Raw genomic sequence first — 14,296 nt, 5'->3', positions numbered from 1 at the left:
TAATAATGCTATAATGTTCACGATTGTTTAAGGGAAAGGAACTGAGGATATGTCACTGTTTACAGGACCGATGCATCGTCATCTGGATGGACATAAGGATTTGACCCTGACTGCAGAAGTCAACAGATCCATTGACCCGGATGTGATTTACATTCCGCTGGTCAACGGCAATGCGCCGTGTGCGCCTTGCGTGAAAGTCGGAGATGACGTCAAAGTCGGAACGAAGGTTGCTGAACGCAATGATCACTTTTATCTGCCTCTTTTCTCTTCCGTTTCCGGTACGGTAACGGGAATTGAGAAGCGTATGACCTCTGGTCTTACGATGGCAGACCATCTTGTGATTCAGAATGATCACAAGCATACGGCTGAAAAGCCGTTTGCACCGCTCGATTATGAGAAGGCTTCCTGGGAGGAGCTGCAGGCATTCTGCAAGAATGCCGGTATGCTTGGCCTTGGAGGTGCGGGCTTCCCGACATACGTAAAGTATGCTGATCCGAAGAACGTCGAGCAGCTGATCATCAATGCGGTTGAGTGTGAGCCTTACCTGACTGCAGATTATAAGAATATTGAAGCAAACATGGATCTTCTCAAGACCGGTGTTCTTGCTTTCTGGAAGCTGGCCAAGGCCAAGAAGGCATGCGTTGCCATCAAGGAAGACAAGGTCAAGCAGATCGCTGCTCTGAAGCAGACATTTGAGGGTACTGGTGTTGAGATCCGGATTGTGCCGAATGTGTATCCGATGGGCTGGGAGAGAACCCTGGTCTATGAGGTTACAGGGCGCCGTTATGACAAGCTGCCGATTCAGGCTGGCTGCATTGTGAACAATGCAACAACAGCGATTGCCTTTGGCAATGCGCTGACCAACGGCATGCCGATCACACACAAGTATGTGACGGTATCCGGTGATGGTGTCGGCCATCCGCAGGATGTTTATGTACCGGTTGGGACAACTGCCCATGACATCATTGATGCCTGCGGCGGTTATACGGCTGATGATGTGTATCTGATTGCCGGCGGACCAATGATGGGCCGCACAATCACCAAGGATGAGTTCTCTATTGCACCGCAGAACAATGGTCTTACCGTTCTGATTAACAAGCCTGAGGATGAGGTCGCCTGCCTGCGCTGCGGCAGATGCACCGAGAGCTGCCCGGCTGGTCTGGAACCTGTTCAGATCGCTGCAGCTGCCAAGGGCAGAGACATGGAGGCTTTGAACAAGCTGCATACGATGGACTGCATTGAGTGTGGTCTTTGCAGCTATGTATGTCCTTCCAAGATTGCTGTGACGGAGAATGTCCGCACAGGCAAGAGACTGATCATGATGCAGATGAAAAAGGCAGGTGCTAAAAAATGAAACTTTCGTTCCATGCGTCTCCGAACTACAGAGACAGCAAGTCAACATCTGAGATCATGCGCGATCTCACGGTATGCCTGCTTGCGGTTCTGCTGTTCTCAATTGTTTACTATGGCGTCTTCTATGGCGTGAACTATGGTGTCAGAGTTGCCTGCATGGCATTGACTGGCGTTGCTGCGGCAATGATCACCGAGGCTCTCTGGTTCAAGGCTGTACACAAGGATGTCAGATCATCTCTGGCTCATTCCTATGGATGGGTGACAGCCCTGATCATGGTGCTGATCTCCAAGATCACAGTTTCCTACTATGCCATTGCAGTAGCTACTGTCTTTGCCATCATCTTTGGCAAGATGGTCTTCGGAGGCTTCGGCCAGAACATCTTTAATCCGGCTGCCTTTGGAGAGGCCATCATCATGAATGGCTTTGCAAGCTCCACAAATGCTGACTTCACAACAACCGCCACACCGATGGCAACCATCAAGAGTGCAGGCTGGGTCATGAAAGGATCTGATTTTTCTTCCTTCATGGCACAGTACGGCGGCTTCGGCAAGATGTTCCTGGGCTACTACCCAAGTGTGATCGGCTCGACAAGTGCACTGCTGATCATCCTGTGCTACATCTTCCTTGTTGTCCGTGAAGATATCAACTGGAGAACACCGCTTGTCTATGTCGGCTCCATCGTCGTCATTTCGCTGATTGCAGCTGCCATCAATGGCAATGCCATGGGTACAGTTCTGCTCAACGTACTGGCTGGCGGCACACTGTTTGGCGCTGTCTTCATGCTGACAGATCCGGTCACATCACCTGTGACGATTCCGGGCAAGTACATGTTTGCTGCTGGTGCTGCGGCACTGACCTGCATCATCCGCTGGCGTGCAAATCTGCCGGATGGCGTTCTGTATTCCATCCTGCTGATGAACATGCTGGCACCGGCTATTGACCGTGCATGTGCAGGCAGCCAGATCAAGGATGCCAGGAAGATTGCCAGAACAACACTGATTGTCAGCGGCATCTGCCTGGTAATTGCCATTGCTATGGGTGCTACTGTCAAGCCGGCTGCTTCTGAAAGCACAGAATCTGCAGCTTCCACATCTGCATCAACAAGTTCAAGCACTGCAGCAGCTTCTGCTTCTGCCTCTGCTTCGGATACCGGCATTGCCCTGAATGGTGATTTCAAGGACAATGAAGCAACCTGTGAAGAGCAGTCCGATGGCGTTTATGCCTGCAAGGCAAAGGGCTTCGGTCTGATCAACAACATGGGCGGCAATTATTCTGAGAATGAGGCAACCATTACCGTCAAGGACGGCAAGATTGTTTCGGTTGAAGTAACCAAGTTCGGCGACACAAAGGGTGTCGGCGATGCGGCTGTTGCCAATGATGCCCTGGCTGCTTACAAGGGACTGGGTGCTGATGACAGCGTAGATGCCACAACTGGTGCAACCTATACTTCAACATCCATTGCTTCTATGGCTGCAGCTGCACTGGCGGCTGCCGGAAAGTGAGGAGGTAGAACCCAATGAAGAACAAGGACTCAAGTACCTATAAGATGATCCTGCTCGGCATTGTATGTGCTGTGTGCGGACTTCTGCTTTCTGTAGCCAACTCTCTGACAGCACCGGTCATTGCCGAAAACAAGATCGCTGCCATCAAGTCTTCTCTGCAGGAATTCTATCCGGATTCAGACTTCGAGGATGTGACTGACAAGTATCTGGCTCAGGATGAGACCGGTCTGATCGACAACGTGTATGCGACAACCGACAACTCCGGCTACATCTTCAAGTGCCATGGCATTGGTTATAACTCCAATGGTCTGACCTTCCTGATCGGTTTCAACACAGATGGTTCCGTTTCCGGCTTCAAGGCTCTGGAACAGAATGAAACCAACGGTGTTGGTTCCAAGTACTTCGATGATGACAATGTGAAGAAAGTGGAAAGCATCAAGATCGGCGATGATATTCCGATGATTTCCGGTGCTACACTGACATCTACTGCTGTCAAGAACGGCATTCTCGCTGCCGAAGATCTGTTCAACAAGATCAATGGATAAGGAGGCTGAATCATGAGTGAAAAGAACACTGAGAAAAAAGAAAGCTTTATCCATAAGCTTCTGACACAGAACCCTGTATTCGGCCTGTATCTTGGCATCTGCTCCACACTTGCCATCACCACAAGCCTGAACAACGCACTGGGCATGGGCATCGCCGTTATGGTTGTCTTGACCCTGTCCAACATGCTTGTTTCCATGGTGCGCAACATCACACCGGATGATATTCATATTCCGGTTTACATTGCCATCATCGCAACGCTGGTTACCGTCATTGAAATGTTCATGCATGCGTATACAGAATCTCTGTACACAGCACTGGGAGCATTCCTTGACCTGATCGTTGTTAACTGCATTATCCTGGGACGTGCTGAGGCATTTGCCTGCAAGAACCCGATTGGTGCTTCCGCAAAGGATGGCCTGATGATGGGCTTTGCCTACACATGCTCACTGCTTGCCATGAGTCTGATCAGACAGATCCTTGGCACTGGCGTACTGTCACTGTCCAACCCGTTCACAAACCAGGTGATCTTCTCCCTGAGACTGATTCCAAAGGGATATGAGATCAGCATCCTGACAGCACAGACCGGCGCATTCTTCACATTTGCCTGCCTGGCTGCTGCCATTGCCATTTACAAAGAGAGCTCCAGCAAGGAATCCAAAGGAAAGAAGGACTGACAAATGAATCTGTTTACACTGTTCATCAGCGGCATGCTGATTAATAACATCATCCTGACAAAGTTCCTTGGCATGTGCCCGTTCATGGGTGTCTCCACCAAGCTGGATTCTGCTATTGGCATGGGCGCCGCTGTGATCTTCGTCATCTTCTGTGCATCCGTACTGTCATGGGCTCTGTACTATGGCGTACTGGTTCCGCTGGGACTGGAATACATGGAGCTGATCTGCTTCATCCTGCTGATTGCTGCATTCGTTCAGCTGGTTGAAATGTTCATCAAGAAGAAGGCTCCGGCTCTGTATAAGTCTCTTGGTATCTATCTGCCTCTGATCACGACAAACTGCACCGTGCTCTATGTCGCAATGGATAACATCACACAGAAGTATACGCTGGCTGAAACCATGGTGAACTCCATCGCTGTACCGGCAGGCTTCATGCTGATGCTGGTCATCTTCGCCACCATCCGTACAAGACTTGCAACCAATGATCTTCCGAAAGCATTCAGAGGCAACCCGATTGCCTTCGTCTGCGCTGGTATCATGGCTCTTGCCTTCAGTGCTCTGGCAGGTTTGGTTTAATTCATGAAATACGTGTATGCGGTTCTGATTGTTGTTGCACTGTTTGCTCTGGTGATCTGGAGCTACCGTGCCAACAAGCGGACACCTGTTCCGAAGGGATGCGAGAATCTGCATCCGGACTGCAAAGCCTGCGGTCTGATGGACTGTGAGCTCCGCAGCAACGTTTTAAACAAGATTGAGGAGGAACTGAAGAAAGATGGAAATTCTTAAGGCATTCTTGCTGATGGTGATCCTTGGCGCAGTCATCGGCTTATTCCTTGGCATTGCCGGCAACAAGCTGGCTGTCAAAGAGGACACAAGAGTTGCAGATCTGCTTGCTATGCTGCCTGGTTACAACTGCGGCGGCTGCGGAAACCCTGGCTGCTCCGGCATGGCCGAGGCACTTGTTTCCGGCAAGTCCCATATCGAAGACTGCAAGCCTTGCAAGCCTGATCAGCGCACAAAGATCAAGGAATACATGAAGGAACACGATCTGGCTGCATAAGTCAGATGAAGATCTGTCAGTGAACTGGCAGATCTTTTTTGTTACTATAGACAAGAGGTGAAATCATGAAACCAGTATTTGAAAACGGTGAAGCGATGCCCGTCTTTCCTTTTACCGATGGCAGAAAGGAAGGGTATACAAACGAAGACAGCGATATCATCCGCTTCTGTGTCTATGTTGAAACAGACTATGACACAGACATGGATGGCAGAAGAGACCGTGTCAAGGCACTCGTACAGGTACCCCGTTCTGCTTTGGAAGGAGATTACAAGGCACCGGTGATCTATGAGGCAAGACCTTACATTGCCGGGACAAGAGCAGATTCCTATGAAGCGATGAAGCGTTTTGCACAAAAGACAGTCAAATCAATGGATTTCAAACGCAGCAGTCCTGCCCCAGCCATTCCGTCTGATGAAATCACCAGTCTTGTCCATGCGCAGAATGCCAGACAGTCTGACTGGTACTATGAGGATCCCTTATCCAAAGGTACCATGTGCTATGAGGATCTTGACTGGTATGACAGCTATCTGGTGCGCGGCTATGCGGTGGTAAGCTGTGCAGGCCTGGGCACCCGCGGCTCTGATGGCTTTAATGGCTGCGGCATGTATGAAGAAAAGATGGCATTTGCCAGTGTCATTCAATGGCTTCATGGTGACCGTACTGCCTATACAACATTGACATCTGATATTGCTGTAAAGCCGGAATGGTGCAGCGGCCTTGTCGGTATGACGGGACGCTCCTATGGCGGTACGATGCCATATGCCATTGCCTGTGAGGGTATAGAGGGATTAAAAACGATTGTGCCGGTTGCCGGCATTGCCGACTGGTATTCCTTCCTCAACCAGCAGGGGGCACAGCGCTACTGGCCAAAGGAGATGACCTCTGCCTGGCTGGATCTTTACTGCATGTCCTCTCTTGATGATCTTACAAAACAGAGCCGCAGAGAAAAGGCAGAACAGTTCTTTGACTGGCGTATCCGCAAACAGGCAGAAAACGGCTTTGACTATGGACCATACTGGGAAGAGTCCAACTACTATGAGCACAGTGATCAGCTGAACTGTTCGGCATTGATCATTCATGGCCTTAATGATGAAAATGTCTCGACCAAACAGGCAGAGATGATGTACGACTCTTTCAAAAAGCACAATCTGCCGGTATCCATGATTCTGCACCAGGGCCATCATATGACCCCGGATATGCCGGCAGGACACTATGGCATGCGTATTGACGGCATGGTATACGATGATCTTGTCAATGCATGGTTCTCCCGGGAACTCTTTGGCACCAAAGTCAGACAGTTTCCGGATCTCTTGGTACAGAACTGTCATGATGGAAACAGATGGGATACCTATCCGGAATACTTTTCAAAAAAACATACGATCCTGGAAAGTGAACGTGCAGGAAACATCCTGATTTCCACAGATTTTGACAAAGAGGATATCACGGCAGACAACTATGAAGAAAAGCTGTGTCTGGATCACAGCAATACAGCAGTGCGTCTGATCAGTGATGCACTTTTGGAAGATGTTTTCCTCAAAGGCTCTGCGTGTGTCTCATTTGCCGCAGCACTTGATAATCTGAATCCTGCCTTTGCAGAGAATGTCAGCGATGCAGATCAGCGTACATTTCATCTTGGCAAAGACAGACTGACATGTGATGATCTCAAGCTGACCGTGATGCTGGCAGATGTATGTGAGCAGCCATTTGACAGCTATGGCTGCCATGATGCACTGCGTACAGAAGTAGAGACATCTCTTGTCAGAAAAGATGGCATTGCACTGGGCGGCGGTTTTGTGCTGGACGAGAAGAAGCTTGTGCCAACCCATAAATGCTATAAAGTCTTTGCAAGAGGATATCTGGATCTATGCAATCCGGATGCCGGCTACCTGCCTTCCTCTGCTGCGGGACATATCACCTTGAAACCAGGTGAAATGCATTGCTATACAGCCTGGCTGAATCCGGATGTGTATACAGTCGAAAAGCATCACCGTCTTGCTGTGCTGATTGCCACCGAAGATCCATGCACGACACTTGTGCACAAGGACTATCAGGTACTTGTGGATGCGGCCAGCATCCATGTTGATCTGCCTGGAAAAAATGGAAAAACAGTGATGCTGAAATAGGGGAATCTGTCCTTTCTGCGGCCATACAAGAGCAGGAGGACAGTATGAAACTCTGGAAGAAAATGGTATTGACAATCGGCTGTGCTGCCATGCTTGTGATGCTTTGTGTCTTTGGCATCCGTATTTATGCGGCCCGGCAGATCAATCTTGTTTCCACATGGATGGCAGCGCATGACATTGCCCCGCGCACAAAGATCGAAGAAGATGATCTTGTCAGTGTCAAAGTGCCATCAGCTTATCTCAGTGATGCGGCTGTGATGAAGAAAGAAGAGATCATCGGCCGCTATACGGACCTGCAGGGTAAAATCCCGGCAGGCTCTTTGTTTTACCGTTCGATGCTGTATGAAGAGGCAGATCTGCCTGATCTGCCGGCTTTACTGCTGAAAGATGGCCAGGCGGTCTATTCTCTGCCTGTAGATCAGAGTGATGCCAATGGCCTGGCATCTGGGCAGAGAGTCAATGTCCATGCGGCCATTGAGCGCCGGGATGGTCCGCCATTAACGGGTGCACTCATTCAGAATGCCCGCATCCTGACGATCAAAGACCATAATGGTCTGTTGATTGAGGACCCGAAAAGCAGCCATATTCCGTATCTTCTGACTTTGGCTGTGGATGTAAAGGATATTGATCTATTGTCACTGGCAGAAACAGTGGGGAAGCTGCGTTTGTATGCCGGCAGTGATAATGCCTATCACAGCGAGATGGAGGCCGCAAGGGCAGACAGTGCTGCCTGCAGCTATCTGTTATCGATGCTGGAAACTGCGGATATTCAGGAAAACTAAAAAAGAAGAATGGCTCATCACCATTCTTCTTCACACAATGGGGCGACTACAGGGACTCGAACCCTGGGGTGCTGGAGCCACAATCCAGTGTGTTAACCAACTTCACCATAGCCGCCATGCGCAGGTAATATGATACCTGATGCAGTCGTTTCATGCAAGCATTATTTTTTCAACAGGTACCATGCGGCAGAAAATGCAATCTGTCTATCAAAAATAGGCGAGAGCACTACGTCTGAAAAGCCGCAGCCGCCTGTGTCGGCATATCGGCGTTCAGACGTAGATGAATCGCCGACTATTTGATTTTCTGATTGTTAATGTAGGTTTTAACCACAGTTTCCGTTTTATCGCTTACGCTTCCAATAAAGTAGGAAAGACTCCAGAAATAAGGCTTCCAATAATATTGAGCCAGCTCAGGACTGAAGGCTTTCCTGATCTGCCGTGATGAAGCAGATTTAAATGCGTTAATAAACTCCGCAAGATTGAGCTGCGGATACGCATCAAACAATATATGCATATGATCCGGCATTGTTTCAATCGCCTGCACACGAAGTTCATGCTCTTTAAAGTATCTGCACGTATAATCTTTCAGAAAATCCTCGAGTTTTCCCGTTATTGCCGATTTTCTGTATTTTGTAATCAGTACAAGATGATACTGCAGCAGAAAGCAGCTGTGCTGATTATAGTAGTATTCTTCATGCTGTTTCTTGTGCATACATCGGCCTCCACATTGTGTATAACTGACATCTTTTAGGATATAATATATTTAGCATAAATAAAAGCTTTTATGCTTAGAAAGGATGATTATTAACTGATGTATAGTGCAAAGACGATATTTGTACAAAGATCGGATCCGTTATTTGCATGGTGTGACTATATTGCTCACAAGGCGAACAACCTTTACAACGCCGCACTTTTTCGTGAACGGCAGATGATGTTTGCTGCAAAAAGAACAAACATCTTCGATCTGAGCGATAACGAACTGGAAGTGATGAGCGAGTTTGAGTGGATGAACTATTATCTCCCGAAAGACAAGCAGAAAATACTTCCGCCTTCCGGATCCATCAGCTATGCAACTCTGGACTGTATGATGAAGCTATGCAAAAATCCAGATTACTGCTGTACTGGATTGCCAAGACAAACCGCACAGCAGATATTGAAAATGACTTTGCGGGATATTTGCTCATTCTTTGCGGCATTGAAGAGCTACAAGCGTGATCCGGGCAAATTTACAGGGCGGCCGAAAATGCCTGGATACAAGCACAAGAAAGGTGCGTGCGCTTTTATTGTTACAAATCAGGACTGCGTTATTCGCAAAAACAAGAAACATCGGTATACCGCAAAACTGCCTTTTACGAAACAAGTTGTGCGCCTTGGCAGAGAAGTACACGGCAAATTTGTTCAGCTTAACGTAACGCCCAGAAACGGCACGTACAAACTGTCATTTGTGTTCGATGATGGGACAAATGCACCGGCAACTGCTGATACAGCAGAACGTATTGCTGCAATTGATCTCGGTGTAGACAACCTGATGGCTGTGACTAACAACGTTGGTGCTGAATGTCTGCTGTTCAAAGGCGGGGCTGCAAAATCTGCAAACCATTATTTCAATCAGATGTCTGCCCGCATCCAGTCAGAGCAGACAAGTGGAAGCACTGACAAGTTTTTCCCGACAAAACGGTATTATCGCATCCTCCAGAAAAGAAATAATCGCATAAATGACTGCATGCTTAAAGATTGCAAACGTCTTATCACATGGTGCGTAGAAAAACGTATCGACACCATTGTGATAGGTGAAAACAAATTCTGGAAGCAGGAATGCAGTATGGGAGGTACGAGCAATCAGAACTTTATGCAGATTCCATTTGAAAGGCTGAAAAGAATTATTACCTATTCAGCAGAGCGCCTGGGAATCCGTATCATTTATCAGGAAGAATCATACACATCAAAAGCATCTTTCCTGGACAGAGATAAAATTCCGGTGTACAGCCGAGATTCAGAAGAGCATCATAAATTTTCAGGTGTCAGAGAAAAACGTGGGCTGTACAGATCTGCAGATGGCACAAAGATCAATGCGGATCTGAATGGCTCGGCAAACATTCTGAGAAAAGCCATACCGGACGCTTTTGAAAGCGGGATAGAGCCTGATTTCAGAAATATAAGGGCATATTATCATCCTGATCTGAAGCTGGCATAAAAGCAGTGCGGGCAGAACCGCATATGGGACCGTGAATGCCCCACTGTACGGAACGGTAAACTGTTCCGCCTGCAGAAAATGAAGCCATGCGTGACTTTCCGCATCAGCGGATAAGTCAGACATGGTAATTCACTTTGGTGTACAATATAGCACGCGATGAATAAACCAGTCTATTTTGATTACTGTGCCAATACACCTGTGGACCCTTCTGTTCTGGATACATATGTCAAAACGGCATCCCAGTGCATTGGCAATGCCAATTCTGTCCACAGCATGGGCAGAGCAAGCAAAGCTATCATGGATGATGTCCTGGCAAAGATGGCAGATCTTCTGCATGTTAAACCGGATGAGATCATCCTGACATCCGGTGCAACCGAGGCCAATAACCTTGCCCTCAAAGGCATTGCCGCAGCTACCCGCCATGTTGGCAAACATATTGTTTCAACAAGTCTCGAACACAGTTCCGTCAGTGCCAGTCTGAGCATGCTGCAGCAGGAAGGCTATGAGATTGATCTTTGTCCGCTTTCTGGGGATGGCACCATTGATCTGGAAGAACTTGAGGATCTTGTGCGGGATGATACGTGCCTTGTCTCCATCAGTCTTGTGGACAGTGAGGCAGGTGTGATCCAGCCGGTGAATGAAATCAGAAAAATTGTACATTCTCATCCACACACATTGCTGCACGTGGATGCTACCCAGGCAATGGGGAAGACGCCGGTGGATTTTGACTGTGGCGATACCATTTCTTTTGCCCCGCACAAGTTCTTTGGCCTCAATGGCTGCGGTGTATTGATCAAACATGAACATGTACCGCTGGTACCACAGAACAGCGGCGGTGCTTCAACAACTCTGTACCGTTCCGGCACACCGGATCCGGCTATGGCTGCCGCATGTCTGTGTGCTCTGGAGAACCTGTATGCTCATCAGAATCAGTGGCAGCAGCACTGTGCAAAGTGCAATGCTTATCTGCGCCAGGAACTGACAAAGATCGCAGGGGTAAAGATCAATTCACCTGCTGCGGCAGTACCGCAGATTTTGAATTTGTCTCTCTCCGGCAGAAAAGGCTTTGAGACGCAGAAAGCACTGGATGAAAAGGGATACTGCGTCTCCGTTAAAAGTGCCTGCACATCGGATTATCTGCCATCCCATGCCGTTATGGCCATCACCAGAGACAGAAGAAGAGCTCTGGAAAGTTTCCGGATCTCAGTGTCACCACTTACAACGTTGGAGCAGTGTGAAGGACTTGTACAGGCAGTTCGAGAAATCAGTGAGGATAAATAAATGGAAAAGAAACTGACACCAGCACAGCAGATTGAACATACACTGACCAAGCAGTTCAGAAGAGAACTGTGGTCTAAGTTTCAGATTGCGGTGGGAAAATATGAACTGATCCAGCCGGGTGACAAGGTCATGGTCTGCATCTCCGGGGGCAAGGACAGCATGTGCATGGCAAAGCTTATTCAGCTCTACCAGCGCTATCATCTGGTTGACTTTGAAGTGAAGTTTGTGGTCATGGATCCCGGCTACAATGAGATTAACCGGGCAAAGATTGAAAGCAATCTGCAATTGCTTGGTATTCCGGCAGAGATCTTTGAAACCAATATTTTTGCGGTTGCCAATAACTCGGATAAAAGCCCATGTTATCTGTGTGCCAGGATGCGCAGAGGCTATCTCTATAACCATGCCAGGGAAATCGGCTGCAACAAAATCGCGCTTGGCCATCATCTCAATGATGTCATCGAGACAACCGTCATGTCGATGTTCTATTCCAGCAAGCTGGAGACGATTATTCCTAAATCACACAGTGAAAACTTCCCAGGTCTGGAACTGATCCGGCCGATGTACTGCATCAAGGAAGCTGACATCATTGCCTGGGCAAGAGCCAATGATCTGCAGTTCATCCAGTGTGCCTGCCGGTTCACAGAGAACTGCACGATCTGTGACAATGGCGGCGGAGGATCCAAACGCCAGGAAGTCAAGAACCTGATCCGCAGGCTGTCCAAAACCAATCCAATGATCGAGGACAATATCTTCCGGGCTCTGCATGCCGTACAGATTGAAAGTTTCCCTGGCTACAAGGCCAATGGTGAGATGCACAGCTTCCTGGAGGACTATGATGACAAGGGCCACGTCTATACCGCAGCACATCACGATACAGATCAATGAGGAAACAATTCCTGCTGCAGTGACAAGAAAACGGATCCGCAATCTGTACCTGCGCATCCAGGAGGATGGCAGTCTTGCCATCAGCGTGCCCGTGTACATGTCCCAGGCACAGGTGGAGGCCTTTCTCAAAGACAAACAGGAGTGGATCCTGAAAGCTTCCCATCATGCAAAAAAGAAACAGAGCAAAGAAGCATCTGGACAAGCAGGCGTGGTTACGTGGCTTGGCAAAGCTTATCCAATCCATGTCATGCCGGCAAAGCGTGAGAAAGTGTGCATACAGGATGGCATTTTCACATTCTATACAAATGATGATACTGGCGGACATTTGTCACTGCTATATGAGCGCTATGCCAGAGAGCAGCTGAAGATGGCGATCGCAAAGGAACGGGTGCAGTGGGACAGGATCATCTGTGATGCCCATGGTTTCTCACATCCTGCCATCACGATCCGCAGCATGCGTTCCCGCTGGGGATCCTGCACACCGGCAAGGAATCATATTTCCATGAATGTACGTCTGATGCATTATCCGTATGAATGTCTGCAGTATGTTCTGCTGCATGAATATGTACATCTGCTGGTACCAGGACATCCTGCCAAGTTCTACCAGACTGTCGCATCCTATATGCCAGACTGGAAATCAGCCAGTGACAAACTGAAATAGGAGGTTCTATGGAAGAGATCACAAACACATCTCATGGTATCTGGACATTTGGCAATAATCTGTTTCAAAACGGCTTGTTTCTGTTTCTGATTCATGCCGGCCTGATGTTTCTGGCAGCCAAAATTGTTGTTCATCTGCTGCGCAGAGGCCTGGAACACCAGAGCCGCAGAGAAGATACAAGCAACCAGCTGATCCTGCAGTATCTTGCCAAAACCATCAAAACGATTGTCTACATTCTATGTGCCTTCTCGGTTCTCTCGGATATCATTCCTTTGAAAGGATTAGGCAATTTAGCAGTTGGCAGTGCCTCGATTCTGGCTGTTGCAGTATCCCTGGCTGCCCAGGAAACCTTTGGCAACTACATCGCAGGCTTCTTTGTGGCTCTGTACCATCCATTCAAGGTAGGGGATAACATTTCTCTGCCGGAGAAAAATGTTGCCGGTACAGTGACAGGCATCAGCCTGCGCCACACAACATTGACAACCGTAGAAAATACGCAGATTATGATCCCCAACAGCATGATGAACAGCTGTATTCTTGAAAACCGCACGTTTGGCCAGACGGACTACACCCACTATGAACTGATCGGGGTTGCCTATGATTCCGATATTGATGCGGTCAAGGAAGCCATCTGCCATGTGCTGGCCAATACGCCTGGCATCATTGACGGCCGTACGGACAAAAGTGAGCCTTTTGTACCTGTGCAAGTCAATGCTTTCCAGGATTCTGCCATTGAGATCAAGTTTCCAATTCATGTGGAAAGCTTCGGTGCCTACTTTACGGTTGCACCAATTGTCAGGGAAGGCATCCTGAAAGAATTCAATCAGAGAGGCATTGAGATCCCGTATCCGATTGTGACGGTTGAAAGAAAATAAGAACGGTTTCAAAAAAATGACGGATCTTTGCCTGACAGCGAATATTTGTTGTTAGGCATAGTGAAAGCTCTTTTTGATTCTTTCATGCTATAACCAACCGGATATCATTGCCCGGGTTCAAACCTATTTAATGCAATGCAACAGACACATTTTCCTGCTAATAAAAAGGTTCAGTCCTAATTGAAGTGAACCCAGAGGTCATGAGAATTCCCTGCTGGCATCAAAGTATTGCCATTGACACAGAGGATTTAGGAGAACTTAATACAGTGGAGTATGTAAAAAGAGCGCAAATCGGAGATACAATCAAAGTTTGCTATTTGAAAGAAGATAGTGATATTAGTAATGGCGTGATTGCCGTT

Annotated in this window: 15 protein-coding genes and 1 tRNA gene; 14 read left to right on the top strand and 2 right to left on the bottom strand. The window is 48.2% G+C overall.

The annotated features are described in order from the left end of the window. Nucleotides 1–49: 49 nt before the first annotated feature. The 9 genes from MOZ60_RS04995 (at nt 50) to MOZ60_RS04955 (ending at nt 8,041) form a co-directional block, all read left to right on the top strand. On the top strand, nt 50–1,354 hold the full coding sequence (locus tag MOZ60_RS04995; protein ID WP_277634939.1) for an RnfC family protein: 1,305 nt from the start codon (nt 50–52) through the stop codon (nt 1,352–1,354). Continuing rightward, complete coding sequence (locus MOZ60_RS04990; RefSeq protein ID WP_370595867.1) at nt 1,351–2,856, top strand: RnfABCDGE type electron transport complex subunit D; 1,506 nt, start codon at nt 1,351–1,353, stop codon at nt 2,854–2,856. Before MOZ60_RS04995 ends, MOZ60_RS04990 begins: the two co-directional genes overlap by 4 nt. A 14-nt stretch (nt 2,857–2,870) precedes the next feature. Then, on the top strand, nt 2,871–3,401 hold the full coding sequence (locus tag MOZ60_RS04985; protein WP_108774207.1) for an RnfABCDGE type electron transport complex subunit G: 531 nt from the start codon (nt 2,871–2,873) through the stop codon (nt 3,399–3,401). A gap of 12 nt (nt 3,402–3,413) precedes the next feature. Beyond that, the gene (gene rsxE / locus MOZ60_RS04980) at nt 3,414–4,076 is read left to right on the top strand and encodes an electron transport complex subunit RsxE (RefSeq protein ID WP_277634936.1); all 663 of its coding nucleotides are present in this window, start codon (nt 3,414–3,416) and stop codon (nt 4,074–4,076) included. Between the two features lie 3 nt (nt 4,077–4,079). Further along, on the top strand, nt 4,080–4,652 hold the full coding sequence (locus MOZ60_RS04975; RefSeq protein ID WP_108774205.1) for an electron transport complex protein RnfA: 573 nt from the start codon (nt 4,080–4,082) through the stop codon (nt 4,650–4,652). A 3-nt stretch (nt 4,653–4,655) separates the two neighbouring features. Then, nucleotides 4,656–4,862: a hypothetical protein gene (locus MOZ60_RS04970; RefSeq protein WP_277010579.1), complete on the top strand. Its 207-nt coding sequence runs from the start codon at nt 4,656–4,658 to the stop codon at nt 4,860–4,862. Continuing rightward, a complete protein-coding gene (locus tag MOZ60_RS04965; protein WP_425349060.1) occupies nt 4,849–5,136 on the top strand; it encodes a (Fe-S)-binding protein in 288 nt (95 codons plus the stop codon). The genes MOZ60_RS04970 and MOZ60_RS04965 overlap by 14 nt, the downstream gene beginning before the upstream one ends. Before the next feature lie 65 nt (nt 5,137–5,201). After that, the gene (locus tag MOZ60_RS04960) at nt 5,202–7,259 is read left to right on the top strand and encodes a CocE/NonD family hydrolase (RefSeq protein WP_370595866.1); all 2,058 of its coding nucleotides are present in this window, start codon (nt 5,202–5,204) and stop codon (nt 7,257–7,259) included. Nucleotides 7,260–7,303: 44 nt separating this feature from the next. Further along, nucleotides 7,304–8,041 carry a CpaB family protein gene (locus MOZ60_RS04955; protein ID WP_277652455.1) on the top strand — a complete coding sequence of 246 codons (738 nt, stop codon included), beginning with the start codon at nt 7,304–7,306 and terminating at the stop codon, nt 8,039–8,041. A gap of 38 nt (nt 8,042–8,079) precedes the next feature. Here MOZ60_RS04955 and MOZ60_RS04950 read toward each other — a convergent pair. Next, a tRNA-His gene (locus tag MOZ60_RS04950) sits at nt 8,080–8,156 on the bottom strand. 177 nt (nt 8,157–8,333) lie between these two features. Next, nucleotides 8,334–8,753 (bottom strand): IS200/IS605 family transposase, encoded by a 420-nt coding sequence (tnpA, locus tag MOZ60_RS04945; protein ID WP_108774201.1) that lies wholly within the window; start codon nt 8,751–8,753, stop codon nt 8,334–8,336. A 99-nt stretch (nt 8,754–8,852) separates the two neighbouring features. Between tnpA and MOZ60_RS04940 the strand changes: the two genes are divergently transcribed. The 5 genes from MOZ60_RS04940 to MOZ60_RS04920 all read left to right on the top strand — a co-directional run bounded on the left by MOZ60_RS04940 (nt 8,853) and on the right by MOZ60_RS04920 (nt 13,937). Further along, entirely contained in the window at nt 8,853–10,235 is a 1,383-nt protein-coding gene (locus tag MOZ60_RS04940; RefSeq protein WP_370595865.1) for an RNA-guided endonuclease InsQ/TnpB family protein, read from the top strand. Between the two features lie 156 nt (nt 10,236–10,391). Then, the gene (locus MOZ60_RS04935) at nt 10,392–11,516 is read left to right on the top strand and encodes a cysteine desulfurase family protein (RefSeq protein WP_370595864.1); all 1,125 of its coding nucleotides are present in this window, start codon (nt 10,392–10,394) and stop codon (nt 11,514–11,516) included. After that, complete coding sequence (locus MOZ60_RS04930; RefSeq protein WP_108774198.1) at nt 11,517–12,401, top strand: tRNA 2-thiocytidine biosynthesis TtcA family protein; 885 nt, start codon at nt 11,517–11,519, stop codon at nt 12,399–12,401. It begins immediately after the preceding gene. After that, nucleotides 12,352–13,062 carry a M48 family metallopeptidase gene (locus MOZ60_RS04925; RefSeq protein WP_370595863.1) on the top strand — a complete coding sequence of 237 codons (711 nt, stop codon included), beginning with the start codon at nt 12,352–12,354 and terminating at the stop codon, nt 13,060–13,062. Before MOZ60_RS04930 ends, MOZ60_RS04925 begins: the two co-directional genes overlap by 50 nt. A gap of 8 nt (nt 13,063–13,070) precedes the next feature. Continuing rightward, on the top strand, nt 13,071–13,937 hold the full coding sequence (locus tag MOZ60_RS04920; RefSeq protein WP_370595862.1) for a mechanosensitive ion channel family protein: 867 nt from the start codon (nt 13,071–13,073) through the stop codon (nt 13,935–13,937). Nucleotides 13,938–14,296 lie beyond the last annotated feature (359 nt).

It is taken from the genome of Grylomicrobium aquisgranense, from assembly GCF_033971865.1.
Classification (GTDB): Bacteria; Bacillota_I; Bacilli_A; order Erysipelotrichales; family Erysipelotrichaceae; genus Bulleidia; species Bulleidia massiliensis.
The sequence above is the reverse complement of the archived record's forward strand: the minus strand, read 5'-3'. Positions and strand labels throughout refer to the sequence as shown.

Coding starts and splice junctions, on each gene's coding strand:
- MOZ60_RS04990 (WP_370595867.1), top strand. CDS start 1,351: ATGAAACTTTCGTTCCATGCGTCTCCGAACTACAGAGACAGCAAGTCA.
- MOZ60_RS04975 (WP_108774205.1), top strand. CDS start 4,080: ATGAATCTGTTTACACTGTTCATCAGCGGCATGCTGATTAATAACATC.
- MOZ60_RS04985 (WP_108774207.1), top strand. CDS start 2,871: ATGAAGAACAAGGACTCAAGTACCTATAAGATGATCCTGCTCGGCATT.
- MOZ60_RS04920 (WP_370595862.1), top strand. CDS start 13,071: ATGGAAGAGATCACAAACACATCTCATGGTATCTGGACATTTGGCAAT.
- MOZ60_RS04935 (WP_370595864.1), top strand. CDS start 10,392: ATGAATAAACCAGTCTATTTTGATTACTGTGCCAATACACCTGTGGAC.
- MOZ60_RS04965 (WP_425349060.1), top strand. CDS start 4,849: ATGGAAATTCTTAAGGCATTCTTGCTGATGGTGATCCTTGGCGCAGTC.
- rsxE (WP_277634936.1), top strand. CDS start 3,414: ATGAGTGAAAAGAACACTGAGAAAAAAGAAAGCTTTATCCATAAGCTT.
- tnpA (WP_108774201.1), bottom strand. CDS start 8,753: ATGCACAAGAAACAGCATGAAGAATACTACTATAATCAGCACAGCTGC.
- MOZ60_RS04960 (WP_370595866.1), top strand. CDS start 5,202: ATGAAACCAGTATTTGAAAACGGTGAAGCGATGCCCGTCTTTCCTTTT.
- MOZ60_RS04995 (WP_277634939.1), top strand. CDS start 50: ATGTCACTGTTTACAGGACCGATGCATCGTCATCTGGATGGACATAAG.
- MOZ60_RS04955 (WP_277652455.1), top strand. CDS start 7,304: ATGAAACTCTGGAAGAAAATGGTATTGACAATCGGCTGTGCTGCCATG.
- MOZ60_RS04925 (WP_370595863.1), top strand. CDS start 12,352: ATGACAAGGGCCACGTCTATACCGCAGCACATCACGATACAGATCAAT.
- MOZ60_RS04970 (WP_277010579.1), top strand. CDS start 4,656: ATGAAATACGTGTATGCGGTTCTGATTGTTGTTGCACTGTTTGCTCTG.
- MOZ60_RS04930 (WP_108774198.1), top strand. CDS start 11,517: ATGGAAAAGAAACTGACACCAGCACAGCAGATTGAACATACACTGACC.
- MOZ60_RS04940 (WP_370595865.1), top strand. CDS start 8,853: ATGTATAGTGCAAAGACGATATTTGTACAAAGATCGGATCCGTTATTT.